Below are 12,000 nucleotides of genomic sequence, written 5' to 3'. Positions count from 1 at the left end.
ACCCGGCACACGGGAATGCCGCCACGCGCCTTCGGCGTTCGTTCCCTTTGGCACACCGCCTTCATCACGGCCGTACCGAGGAGTGACATGTCCGAGAGCAGGACCACCGCAGACTTCTACTTCGACCCGCTCTGCCCCTGGGCCTGGATGACCTCCCGCTGGATGCTGGAGGTGGAGCGGGTCCGCCCGGTCGACGTGCGCTGGAAGGTCATGAGCCTGGCCGTGCTCAACGAGAACCGGCTCGACGAGGTCCCGGCCGAGTACCGGGAACTGATCGAGACCAAGGCCTGGGGCCCGGTCCGGGTGGTCGTCGCCGCCCAGCAGCTGCACGGCGACGAGGTCGTCGGCAAGCTCTACACGGCGCTCGGCACCCGCTTCCACAACAACGGCGAGGGACCGACCCGCGAGGCGATCGTCGGCGCCCTGAAGGACGCCGGTCTGCCGGAGGACCTGGTCGAGTACGCCGACAAGGACACGTACGACACCGAGCTGCGCGCCTCCCACACGGAGGGCATCGACAAGGTCGGCCAGGACGTCGGCACCCCGGTCATCGCGGTGCCGGGCCCGGACGGCGACGAGGTCGCCTTCTTCGGCCCCGTCGTCACCCCGACCCCGCGCGGTGACGCGGCGGCCCGGCTCTGGGACGGCACGCTGCTCGTGGCGTCGACGCCGGGCTTCTACGAGATCAAGCGCACCCGGACCGAGGCGCCCAGCTTCCACTAGTCCGCTCCGGCCGGGCCGGGCCGGAGCCGAGCGGCCCGGCGGCATGGAAGAACCCCCGTGATTCATGTCATCACGGGGGTTCTTCGTCATTCCGTCCGCACGTGAAGGTTGAGAAGACGATCACGAGTGGGACGACGGGGGGAGCCCTGTGCGGGCTCCGGTCCTCAGAAGGAGATCAGGGGTACCGAGGCCTTGGCGGCGTGGTAGCGCTTGCTCACGTCCTGCCAGTTGACGACCTGCCACATGGCGTCGATGAAGTCGACCTTCTGGTTCTTGTACTGCAGGTAGAACGCGTGCTCCCAGGCGTCGAAGACCAGGATCGGGACGGAGCCCTGTCCGACGTTGCCCTGGTGGTCGTAGACCTGCTCGACGATGAGGCGGCCGCTGATCGGCTCGTACGCGAGAACGCCCCAGCCGGAGCCCTGGGTGGTCGCGGAGGCCTTGGTGAGCTGGGCCTTGAACTTGGCGAAGGAGCCGAAGGACTCGGTGATCGCGTCCGCGAGGTCACCGATGCCGTCGGCGGCCAGCGGCTCGCCGCCGCCGCCCTCCTTCGGGCTGTTCATGTTGTTCCAGTAGATGGAGTGGAGGATGTGGCCCGAGAGGTGGAAGGCCAGGTTCTTCTCCAGGCCGTTGATCGAGCCCCACTGGTCCTTGTCGCGCGCCTCCTCCAGCTGCTCCAGGGTGTCGTTCGCTCCCTTGACGTACGCGGCGTGGTGCTTGTCGTGGTGCAGCTCGATGATCTGCGGATTGATCACCGGCTCCAGCGCCGCGTAGTCGTACGGCAGCTCCGGAAGTGTGTAGATCGCCATTACCGAGCCCTTCGACTGACCTCTTATTGCAACCTATATGCAAGTGCAGGCTAACAGTAGGTGCGCGCGATGTTGATCAGTCCTTGGTCCTAAGCCGGTCCTGGTCCTCTGGTTCCTTCGTACTGCTTCCGCGCGCTCCGCCGAACGGACCAACCGGCGCTGGGGCCGCCTCGTCGAGGCCCCGGAGACGGCAGCGCGCCCCGCCGAGCGTGAGCTCGACGGGGCGCGGCGCCGGAACGGGTGGGGAGGGGTCAGGCCTCCTCGGCCACCGGTCCGCGCAGCTTCTGCCGGGCGAAGCCGACGGCGGCGAGCAGCAGCGTCAGGCCGCCCGTCCAGTACAGCTGCACCCGGGTGCCCTCCTCGCGGGCCATCAGGACGAAGATCGCCGCCATGCCGGCGAGCGCCACCCAGGTGAGGACCGGGAAGGCCCACATCCGCACGACCAGCTTCTCGGGCGCCTCGCGCTCGGTGCGGCGGCGCAGCACCAGCTGGGAGGCGGCGATGAAGAACCAGACGACCAGGATGATCGCGCCGATCGTGTTGAGCAGCCAGACGAAGATGTCATCCGGGCGCCAGTAGCTCAGCAGCACACAGGCGAAGCCGAAGACGGAGGAGACGAGCACCGCCGGACGGGGGACGCCGCCGAAGGTGCGGCCGAGCGCCTTCGGGCCCTGGCGGCGCGAGACGAGCGAACCGGCCATGCGGGAGGCGCCGTAGATGTTGGCGTTCATCGCCGACAGCAGGGCGACGAGCACGACCACGTTCATGATCTGACCGGCCGCCGGGATGCCCAGGTGGTCGAGGGTCGCGACGTACGGGCCCTTCTCGACGACCGCCTTGTCGCCCCACGGGACGAGGGTGACGATGACCGCCATCGAGCCGATGTAGAAGAGCGCGATCCGCCACATCGCCGTGCGCACGGCCTTGGCGACGCCCTGCACCGGGTGCTCCGACTCGGCCGCCGCGATGGTGACCGTCTCCAGACCGCCGTACGCGAAGACGGAGGCGAGCAGACCGATGATCAGGCCCTCGGAGCCGTGCGGGAAGAAGCCTCCGTCGCCGGTGAGGTTCGCGGTGCCGGGGGCGTCCGTGCCGGGCAGGACGCCGACGATGGCGAGCACGCCGATGCCGAGGAAGAGGACGATCGCGCCGACCTTGAGGGCGGCGAACCAGAACTCGAACTCGCCGAAGTTCTTCACGGCCGCCAGGTTGGTGGCGCAGAAGACCAGCATGAAGAGCGCGACCCAGGCCCACTCGGGGCTGCCCGGGAACCAGCCCGTCATGATCTTCGCGGCGCCGATGCCCTCGAGACCGACGGCGACGCAGAGCAGGAACCAGAAGGCCCAGCCCGCGGTGAAGCCCGCCCAGGGGCCCAGCGCCCGCTCGGCGTGGACGGAGAAGGAGCCGGAGGCCGGGTTCGCCGCGGACATCTCGCCGAGCATCCGCATCACGAGCATGACGAGCACGCCCGAGATCGCGTAGGCGATGACGATCGAGGGCCCGGCGGCGGCGATGCCGGCGCCGGAGCCGACGAAGAGTCCGGCCCCGATGACGCCGCCGAGGGCGATCATCGAGAGATGGCGCTGCTTGAGGCCGTGCGAGAGGCCCTCGGCAGGTGCGGTCGCGCCGTCCTTGCGGTCGGCCGGCGCGGGCGCGGTGGTCCGAGACATGGGCGAGCCCTGTTCACTAGCTGAGACGGGGAGGGAGCCCACAGTCTGTGGGGCGTCACCGCTCACAGGGAACGCATGTCCGCTATACGGGCACGACCTTCACACAAGGTGAAGAATCAGCTCCGGTTCGTACGCAGCTCCCGCACCCAGGCGACCAGGAGCACCGCACCGGTCGCCGCCCCCGACCACAGCACCTGCGGCCTGGCCGCGTCGTCCGTCAGCATCAGGACGAGCACCGCGCCCATCGCGGCGAGCGCCACCCAGGTCAGCCAGGGGAAGCCCCACATCCTCAGCGTCAGCGTCTCCGGCGCCTCCCGCTCGATCCGGCGCCGCAGCCGCAGCTGCGAGACCGCGATCAGCGCCCAGACGAAGAGGAGCACCGCGCCGACCGCGTTGAGCATGTAGAGGAAGACGGAGTCCGGCCACTTCAGATTGAGGAGGACGGAGACGAACCCGAAGGCCACCGAGGCGAGCACCGCCCGGCGCGGCACCCCGCCGCCCGAGACCCGCAGCAGCCCCTTCGGGGCCTCCCCGCGCTCCGCGAGCGAGAACACCATCCGCGAGGAGCCGTACAGATTGGCGTTGAGCGCCGAGAGCAGCGCCACGAACACCACCACGTTCATGATCTGGCCCGCCGCCGGCACCCCGATCGAGTCCAGGACCGCCACGTACGGCGACTCGCCCGGCTCCATCGACGTCCACGGCAGCAGCGTCACGATGACCAGCATCGAGCCCACGTAGAAGAGGAGGATCCGCCACACCGCGCTGCGCACCGCCCGCGCCACGTTCCTGGCCGGGTCGTCCGACTCGGCCGCCGCGATCGTCACGACCTCCAGGCCGCCGAAGGCGAAGACGACCGCGAGGACCCCGGAGACCACTCCCGCCCAGCCGTTCGGCAGGAAACCGCCCTGCCCGGTCAGGTTCGCGAGCCCCAGCGGGTCCGTGTCGGGCAGCCAGCCCACGATCGCCAGCGTCCCGAGCACGAGGAAGAGGACGATCGCGCCGACCTTGAGGGCGGCGAACCAGAACTCGAACTCGCCGAAGTTCTTCACCGCCGCGAGGTTGGCGAGGGTGAACACGACCATGAAGACCAGCACCCAGCCCCACTGCGGGACCCCCGGCACCCAGCCGTTCGCGATCCGCGCCGCGCCCGTGGCCTCCACGGCGAGGACGACGACGAGCAGGAACCAGTACAGCCAGCCCACCGAGAAGCCGGCCCAGCGGCCGAGCGCCCGCTCCGCGTGCACCGAGAAGGCTCCCGACGCGGGCATCGCCGCCGCCATCTCGCCCAGCATCCGCATGACCAGCATCGCGAGGGCGCCGGCGATCAGATACGAGACCACGATGCCGGGTCCGGCGACGGCGATGCCCGCGCCCGAACCGACGAAGAGCCCGGCGCCGATCACACCGCCGAGCCCCAGCATCGTCAGGTGACGCTGCTTCAGACCGTGGGAGAGGGGCTCCGGTTCGGTGACCAGAGGGGACGGCGGGGCGTCGCGCATGGTGGGGGACTCGCGCTCTCGGGGAGTTGACACTTTATGGAGACTCCACAGTCTCTCTGTTGACCTCCCCTTGACGCAAAAGGGGCGTCTCCCAGCGAGTTGCCAGTGACGAGGGTCACGTAGCGCCGGGCATGAAAACCACCCTTTGTCAGAACCCGATGAAGCGGCTGGCTTGCGCTTTGTCGGCGGCTGACGGTGATCGAGCGTTCACTCCTGGCATACCGTCAACCTGTCCCACCCACCCTCACCCCCGCGGAGTACCGATGAGCACCGCCGCCGCCCCCGTCCGTTCCCTCCGTGCGGGCACCGTCCTCGCCGACCTGCTCCCCGCGAGCCGCACCCGCGACATCGCCCTGGTCGTCGGTGGCGCCGCCCTCACCGGCCTCGCCGCGCAGCTCTCGGTCCCGGTCCCCGGCTCCCCGGTCCCGGTCTCGGGCCAGACCTTCGCCGCCCTGCTCGTCGGCACCGCGCTCGGCGCCCGCCGCGGCTTCCTCGCCCTGGCCCTGTACGCGGTCGTGGGCATGGCGGGCGTGCCGTGGTTCGCGCAGGCCACCTCCGGCTACGGCATGCCGTCCTTCGGCTACATCCTCGGCATGCTCCTCGCCTCCACGGTCGTCGGCGCCCTCGCCCGCCGCGGCGCCGACCGCTCGGTCCTGCGCACCGCCGGAGCGATGGTGCTCGGCTCGGCGATCATCTACGCGGTCGGCGTCCCCTACCTGGCCCTCGCCACCGGCATGAGCCTCGGCCAGGCCGTCGCGGCCGGCCTCACCCCGTTCCTCATCGGCGACGCCCTCAAGGCGGCCCTCGCCATGGGCGTCCTGCCGACGGCCTGGAAGCTCCTCGGCCGCAAGGGCTGAGCCCCGCCCGTCCGCGTACGCGAGAGGGCCCGCCGTTCCCCGGGGAACGGCGGGCCCTCTCGCGTACGGCTGTCTTCGGCGCTACACGCGCTCGGAGAGCTCCGAGGGTCCGGAGGACTTCGTGAACCGCTCCTTGACCAGGGCGATCACGATGACCAGCGCGGCCACCAGGAGCGAGAGCACGACCTGCTCACGGGCGCTGCCGCCGTCGTAGAGCATGTAACCGAGGACGAACACGATCATGGCGATCGTCGCCCACGTCAGGTACGGGAAGAGCCACATCCTCACGACGAGCTTCTCCGGCGACTCGCGCAGGATGATGCCGCGCATCCGCAGCTGGGTCACGCAGATGACCAGCCAGACGAAGAGCGCCACCGCGCCGGAGGAGTTCAGCAGGAACGCGAAGACGGTGTCCGGCCACTTGTAGTTGAAGAAGACCGCGACGAAGCCGAAGACGACCGAGCCGAGGATCGCGGGCACCGGCACACCCCGCTTGTTGACCTTGGCGAAGGCCTTGGGGGCGTCACCGCGGCGGCCGAGCGAGAAGGCCATGCGGGAGGCGGTGTAGAGACCGGAGTTCAGGCAGGAGAGCACGGCCGTGAGGACGATCACGTTCATGACCTGGCCGGCGTGCGGGATGCCGATGGAGTCGAGGGCGGCGACGTACGAGCCCTTCTCGACGATCGACTTGTCGTCCCACGGAAGCAGGGTCAGGACCACGAAGATCGAGCCCAGGTAGAAGACGCCGATCCGCCAGATCACGCTGTTGGTGGCCTTGGTGACCGCCTTCTGCGGGTCCTCGGACTCGCCGGCGGCGAGGGTGACGATCTCGCTGCCCATGAAGGAGAACACGACCATCAGGACACCGGTGAGGATCGCTCCCGCGCCCATCGGGAAGAAGCCCCCGGCATCGGTGAGGTGCGCGAATCCGGCGCCCGGGTTGTCCGAGCCGGGGAGCACCCCGAAGACCGCGAGCAGGCCGATGACGACGAAGGCGCCGATGGCGACGACCTTGATCCCGGCGAACCAGAACTCGAACTCGCCGTAGGAGGCGACCGAGCCGAGGTTGGTGGCGGTGAGCACCACCATGACGATGAGCGCCCAGGCCCACTGCGGGACGGCCGGGATCCAGCTCTCCAGGATCACCGCGCCGGCGGTCGCCTCGACGGCGAGGACGACGACCCAGAAGAACCAGTACAGCCAGCCGATGCTGAATCCGGCCCAGCGGCCGAGCGCCTGGTCGGCGTAGGCGGAGAAGGAGCCGGAGGACGGCCGGGCGGCGGCCATCTCGCCGAGCATGCGCATCACGAAGACGACCATGGTGCCGACGAGCGCGTAGGACAGCAGGATCGCGGGGCCCGCGGCGGCGATGCCGGAGCCGGAGCCGACGAAGAGGCCGGCGCCGATGACGCCACCGATGGCGATCATCGACAGGTGGCGGTTCTTGAGTCCGGCCTTGAGACCGTCGGAGGAAGGCGACGTACCGGTGGTGCCGGTCTCCTCGCCGTCCTTCGTCAGGGTCGGTTGCGTGTTCATGAACGCTTCCTTGTGTGTGGGGGGCACTCGGGTCACGAGCCCGAGCATTGAACCCTGCGAACGGGGGTGATCGGAAGACCTCATTCCGGATCGTTGTACGGACGGCCTCGCGAGAGTCGAAGGTCCGTACCAGACCGGATGAAGGTCCCGACCCCGATGCCTGCTACCCGGCCCCTGACATGCCACACTCGGCACCATGCGCGTCTACATCGGTTCCGACCACGCCGGATACGAACTCAAGAACCACCTCGTCGAGTGGCTCACGGCACACGGCCACGAGCCCGTCGACTGCGGTCCCCACATCTACGACGCCCTCGACGACTACCCCCCGTTCTGCCTGCGCGCCGCCGAGAAGACGGCCGCGGACCCGGACGGCCTGGGCATCGTCATCGGCGGCTCCGGCAACGGGGAGCAGATCGCCGCGAACAAGGTGAAGGGGGTGCGCGCCGCCCTCGCCTGGAGCGAGCAGACCGCCGCCCTCGGCCGCGAGCACAACAACGCCAACGTGATCTCCGTCGGCGGCCGGATGCACACCCGGGAAGAGGCGACGAAGTTCGTCGAGATCTTCCTCAACACCCCGTACTCCGGTGACGAGCGTCACACCCGCCGGATCGACATGCTCACCGCGTACGAGAACACCGGCGAGCTCCCCCCGATCCCGGCCCACCACCCGCAGGAGCCGACCGCCTGATGCCCGAAGGGCACACGATCCACCGACTGGCCGCCGACCACCGGGAACGGTTCGGCGGCCGGTCCGTGCGGGTGACCAGCCCGCAGGGCAAGTTCGCGGACTCGGCGGCGCTGCTCGACGGCACCGTCCTGGAGACCACCGAGGCCCACGGCAAGCACCTCTTCCTCGGCTTCGCCGGCATGGGCTGGGTCCACATCCACCTGGGCCTCTTCGGCAAGGTGAACTTCGGCACCACACCCGCCCCGCCGCCCACCGACACCGTCCGGCTGCGGATCGCCGACGCCGACGCGCACGTCGACCTGCGCGGGCCCACCACCTGCGCCCTGATCACGGACGCCGAGAAGCGGGCGATACACGACCGCCTGGGCCCGGACCCGCTCCGCGCCGGCGACGACCCCGCCAAGGCCTGGGCCCGGATCTCGAAGTCCCGCACGACCGTCGCCGCCCTGCTCATGGACCAGAAGGTCATCGCGGGCGTCGGCAACGTCTACCGCGCCGAGGTCCTCTTCCGGCACGGCATCGACCCGTACCGCGCGGGCAGGGACCTGACCCGCCGCGCGTGGGACGCGATCTGGACCGACCTCGTGGGACTGATGCGCGAGGGCGTCCGCCTCAACCGCATCGACACGGTCCGCCCCGAGCACACCCCCGAGGCGATGGGCCGCCCGCCGCGCGTGGACGACCACGGCGGCGAGGTCTACGTCTACCGCCGCGCCCACCTGCCCTGCCACCTCTGCGGGACGGAGATCCGCACGGCGGAGCTGGCGGCCCGCAATCTCTTCTGGTGCCCGGGCTGCCAGCAGTCCTAGCGGCCGCGCCGGCCGGGGAGACCGGGCCCGCCACGCGGCCGCGTTCCCTAGAACCCGTGCGGCAGCCACGGCGCCGCCGGTGAGCCGAACGCCACCGAGGCCTCCACCAGCGACCCCTCGCGCAGCTCCCGCACCCGTCCGGCCGCGGCCAGCGACACCAGCGAGGTCCCGCCCAGGTACGCCGAGCCCAACTCCCGTACCGACAGCGTCAGATCCGCCGGATCCGAGGTCCGCACACAGCTCGCGCCCTTCGCGTCCCCGGCCAGCCGCCAACGCCCCTCGTTCCACGGGCAGAACGCGTCCTCCACCTCGAACACCACGTCCACCGGCGCCTGATAGGTCCGCGCCTCAAGGGCCGCGCCCACCTCCACGAGCCGCACGTGCAGCGAGTCCCGCAGCGTCGGCGAACAGCGCCGGACGTCGCTCACCAGATGCTGCCAGCCGTCGTCCACCGGCCGGCTCTGGATCCGTACCTCCGAGGTCAGGTCCACCGAGCAGAGGAACCGCCACAGCGCCGCCTCCGCCACCGGGTCGAGCCCGAACAGCCGGTGCACGTTCACCGCCCCCGTCGCCCCCGCGAACGTCCAGTCCGGCTTGATCGAGTAGTGGGTGAACCCCACGACCTCACCGTCCCGCTCGGCGAGCACGCACAGCCGCGGCGACGCGCCCTCCCGGCTGTCCGGCGGGTCGAGCAGCGCCAGCCGCTCCCAGCCGGGCATCGGCGCGAGCAGCCCCGGCCGCGTCGGCACGAGACGCGCGTACACGGCCTCGCACGCCGCCGAGGACTCCACGAGATCGGCCTGCCGCAGCGCCACCCCGTCCGTACCCTCCGGCACCGAGAGCCGCACCCGCGTCGTGTCGATCGTCGCCCGCGTCGCGTACGCCGCGACCCCGTACCCGAACCGCCCGTAGATCTCCGGCTCCGAGGCCGTGAGCACCGCGAGCGACTCGCCCGCGGCCCGCAGGTCGTCCAGCTGCCGCCGCATCATCGAGGTCAGGATCCCGCGCCGCCGGTGCGTGCCGGCCACGCTCACCATCGTCACGCCGCCCGCCGGGACCGAGGCCCCGCCCGGCACCGTGAGCCGGAACGTGAACGCCCCCGACGTCCCCACGCACAGGTCACCGTCCCAGACCCCCAGGGAACGGTCGAACTCGGTCAGGTCGCGCCACAGCTGCCGCTCCTCCGGCGCCTCGGGCACACCCCCGAAGGCGAGTTCGAGGACTCCGTACCAGCGATCCCATTCGCTCGGGTCGAGAACCCGCAGTTCAGTCGTCATATGCCATCGATATCAGCGGCGCGCGCCCGGGGCGACCCGATTTCACGCACATTGTCACAGGGGTACCCCTGCGCGATGTCGGACGGGATGGATAGGGTCCAGGCCAATGGGACACCGCGCCGGAGTGAACACGTACGCGGCCCGGACGCGCAGACGCGCCCGCCGGGCCCGCATCGCGCTGCGCAAGTCCGGCGTCGACTACTTCCGCGGGGACGGCTCCGACTGGCTCGCCTTCGCCGGACTCCTCCTGATGATTCCGGCCATCGCCTGCGGAACCGTCCTCAACCCCGTCTGGTGCGCACCCGCCGCCCTCGTCCTGCCCATCGTCGCCGGCGGACTGCTGCTCCGCCCCGCCAGCCTCCTCGGTCTCTACGCGGCCGCGGCGGGCGCCCTCATCGTCGAGTCCGTCGTCCTCGGCCCCTACACCCAGGGCCCCGCCCGGGTCACCCCCGGCACCGTCCTGGTCGTCGCCGCCTGCGGCCTCTTCGGCCTGCTCATCGCCCAGTTCCGGGCCCGCGTCGGCGTCCCCTGGCGGCGCGGCGGCACCATGCTCTTCGACCTGCGCGAACGCATCCGCGTCCAGAGCGCCCTGCCCCGGCTCCCGCAGGGCTGGCACCGCGAGATGGCACTGCGCCCGGCCGGCGGCCAGTCCTTCTCCGGAGACTTCGTCGTCGCCGCCCGCACCCACGGCGGACGCACCCTGGAGGTCGTCCTCACCGACGTCTCCGGCAAGGGCATGGACGCGGCCTCCCGCTCCCTGCTGCTCTCCGGTGCCTTCGGCGGACTCCTCGGCTCGCTCCCGCCGGACGGCTTCCTGCCCGCCGCCAACGGCTACCTGCTCCGGCAGAACTGGGACGAGGGCTTCGCCACCTCCATCCACCTCGTCCTCGACCTGGAGTCCGGGGACTACGAACTGTTCTCCGCCGGCCACCTCCCCGCCCTGCAGCTCCACGCGGGCAGCGGCCGCTGGGAGGAGATGGCCGGCGAGGGACCCCTGCTCGGCGTCTACGACGGCGCCGAGTTCCACCCGGTCAAGGGCTCGCTGCGCCCCGGCGACGTCCTCATGCTCTTCACCGACGGGCTGGTCGAAGCCGCCGACCGGGACATCGCCGAGGGGATCGACCGCCTCACCGGCGAGGCCGACCGCTGCGTCGCCGAGGGCTTCGACGGCGTGGCCTGGCACCTGATCGAGGCCGTCGCCAAGGACGTCAACGACGACCGTGCCCTGCTCCTGATCTCCCGCCCGGTCTGACCGGCCCGCCCGCCGTGTGACGTGATCCTCTCATCGACGATTCGTCACCGTGCAGCGGGGGCAGGGGGGTTGGTGGCACCATGGAGCCGGGGGGTGTCAGGCGTGCGCTCCCCGGCGGGCAAGGCGGGACCGACCGAGGGTGTGATCAGTTGTGGCCATTTCACTGTCTGTGGTGTTGCTGTTGGCAATCATCCTGGTGGTGCTGATCCGAGGGGGGAACCTCAAGGGCGGCCCGGCCGTGGTCGCGGTCCTCTTCGGCTTCTTCCTCGCCTCGACCGGCATGGCGGACGACATCCAGCGCTTCCTGGACTCGATAACGCAGACGGTCGCCTCCATCAAGTTCTGAGCCGACGGCCGCGCGGGCGGGCCTCAGGAGGACTTCGCCGCCGCCCGCTTCGTCCTCCTGCCACCGGCCGGGGCCTTCGCGGACTTGGCGGGCGTGGAGCCGGAGCGCGCGGACTTCGCGGCCGGCGCGGCCGCGGCGGCCGGCTTCGCCGACGCGGCGGGCGCGGGCGCCCTCTTCCCGGACCGGCCCGTCGGCCACTTGAACTCGATCTCCAGCTCGATCTCGCCGTCGTCCACCTCGAACTCCACCTCGCAGCGGAGTTCGTCCGGGATCCGCAGGCTCAGGGTCCCCGAGCCCAGCTCCAGCTCGGCCTCCCCGCCCTGACGCAGGGCGGCGGCGAGCGCCGTGAGCTGGTCCGCCGCCTCGGCGCGGGACAGGGAGCGCTTCTGCTCGAACTTCAGGTCCGTCATGAGCCCAGTCTGCGCGCGCCCGCCCGGCCCGGCATCTCGTGCCCGTGAACGCCTCGGGGCCGGGGGGGGGTGGGTTGTGCCCCGCGGCCCCGCGGCCCGGGGGCGGGGGGGGGGGATC

The 12,000-nt window shown here is 71.0% G+C and carries 12 protein-coding genes; 6 read left to right on the top strand and 6 right to left on the bottom strand.

The genetic code is table 11. From position 1 onward, the window contains the following. The first annotated feature begins 87 nt into the window (after positions 1 to 87). Positions 88 to 723: a mycothiol-dependent nitroreductase Rv2466c family protein gene (locus ABT129_RS26495; RefSeq protein WP_351906481.1), complete on the top strand. Its 636-nt coding sequence runs from the start codon at positions 88 to 90 to the stop codon at positions 721 to 723. A gap of 164 nt (positions 724 to 887) precedes the next feature. Here the strand turns inward: ABT129_RS26495 and ABT129_RS26490 are convergent, their stop codons facing one another. The 3 genes from ABT129_RS26490 to ABT129_RS26480 form a co-directional block, all read right to left on the bottom strand. Next, on the bottom strand, positions 888 to 1,532 hold the full coding sequence (locus ABT129_RS26490) for a superoxide dismutase (RefSeq protein WP_351906478.1): 645 nt from the start codon (positions 1,530 to 1,532) through the stop codon (positions 888 to 890). A gap of 251 nt (positions 1,533 to 1,783) precedes the next feature. Then, positions 1,784 to 3,202: an amino acid permease gene (locus ABT129_RS26485; protein ID WP_351906475.1), complete on the bottom strand. Its 1,419-nt coding sequence runs from the start codon at positions 3,200 to 3,202 to the stop codon at positions 1,784 to 1,786. 116 nt (positions 3,203 to 3,318) lie between these two features. Further along, the gene (locus ABT129_RS26480; protein WP_351906608.1) at positions 3,319 to 4,704 is read right to left on the bottom strand and encodes an amino acid permease; all 1,386 of its coding nucleotides are present in this window, start codon (positions 4,702 to 4,704) and stop codon (positions 3,319 to 3,321) included. Positions 4,705 to 4,967: 263 nt separating this feature from the next. On the opposite strand from ABT129_RS26480, the gene ABT129_RS26475 reads away from it, so the two are divergent. After that, positions 4,968 to 5,561 carry a biotin transporter BioY gene (locus ABT129_RS26475; RefSeq protein WP_351906472.1) on the top strand — a complete coding sequence of 198 codons (594 nt, stop codon included), beginning with the start codon at positions 4,968 to 4,970 and terminating at the stop codon, positions 5,559 to 5,561. A gap of 81 nt (positions 5,562 to 5,642) precedes the next feature. On the opposite strand, the gene ABT129_RS26470 is transcribed toward ABT129_RS26475, so the two are convergent. Further along, a complete protein-coding gene (locus tag ABT129_RS26470; RefSeq protein ID WP_351906469.1) occupies positions 5,643 to 7,097 on the bottom strand; it encodes an amino acid permease in 1,455 nt (484 codons plus the stop codon). Between the two features lie 196 nt (positions 7,098 to 7,293). Between ABT129_RS26470 and ABT129_RS26465 the strand changes: the two genes are divergently transcribed. After that, the gene (locus tag ABT129_RS26465; RefSeq protein ID WP_351906466.1) at positions 7,294 to 7,788 is read left to right on the top strand and encodes a ribose-5-phosphate isomerase; all 495 of its coding nucleotides are present in this window, start codon (positions 7,294 to 7,296) and stop codon (positions 7,786 to 7,788) included. After that, a complete protein-coding gene (locus ABT129_RS26460; protein ID WP_351906463.1) occupies positions 7,788 to 8,597 on the top strand; it encodes an Fpg/Nei family DNA glycosylase in 810 nt (269 codons plus the stop codon). Before ABT129_RS26465 ends, ABT129_RS26460 begins: the two co-directional genes overlap by 1 nt. 47 nt (positions 8,598 to 8,644) lie before the next feature. On the opposite strand, the gene ABT129_RS26455 is transcribed toward ABT129_RS26460, so the two are convergent. Next, positions 8,645 to 9,874 (bottom strand): GNAT family N-acetyltransferase, encoded by a 1,230-nt coding sequence (locus ABT129_RS26455; RefSeq protein ID WP_351906460.1) that lies wholly within the window; start codon positions 9,872 to 9,874, stop codon positions 8,645 to 8,647. A gap of 106 nt (positions 9,875 to 9,980) precedes the next feature. On the opposite strand from ABT129_RS26455, the gene ABT129_RS26450 reads away from it, so the two are divergent. Together ABT129_RS26450 and ABT129_RS26445 are read left to right on the top strand one after the other, a co-directional pair. Then, the gene (locus ABT129_RS26450; protein ID WP_351906457.1) at positions 9,981 to 11,126 is read left to right on the top strand and encodes a PP2C family protein-serine/threonine phosphatase; all 1,146 of its coding nucleotides are present in this window, start codon (positions 9,981 to 9,983) and stop codon (positions 11,124 to 11,126) included. A gap of 151 nt (positions 11,127 to 11,277) precedes the next feature. Next, complete coding sequence (locus ABT129_RS26445) at positions 11,278 to 11,472, top strand: hypothetical protein (protein ID WP_015033610.1); 195 nt, start codon at positions 11,278 to 11,280, stop codon at positions 11,470 to 11,472. A 23-nt stretch (positions 11,473 to 11,495) separates the two neighbouring features. On the opposite strand, the gene ABT129_RS26440 is transcribed toward ABT129_RS26445, so the two are convergent. After that, complete coding sequence (locus tag ABT129_RS26440; RefSeq protein WP_351906454.1) at positions 11,496 to 11,882, bottom strand: amphi-Trp domain-containing protein; 387 nt, start codon at positions 11,880 to 11,882, stop codon at positions 11,496 to 11,498. Positions 11,883 to 12,000: the final 118 nt, after the last annotated feature.

The sequence above is a fragment of the Streptomyces sp. NPDC002057 genome (assembly GCF_040296665.1).
GTDB lineage: Bacteria > Actinomycetota > Actinomycetes > Streptomycetales > Streptomycetaceae > Streptomyces.
Note: the sequence above shows the minus strand (reverse complement) of the source record. Positions and strands in the feature narration are given on the sequence as shown.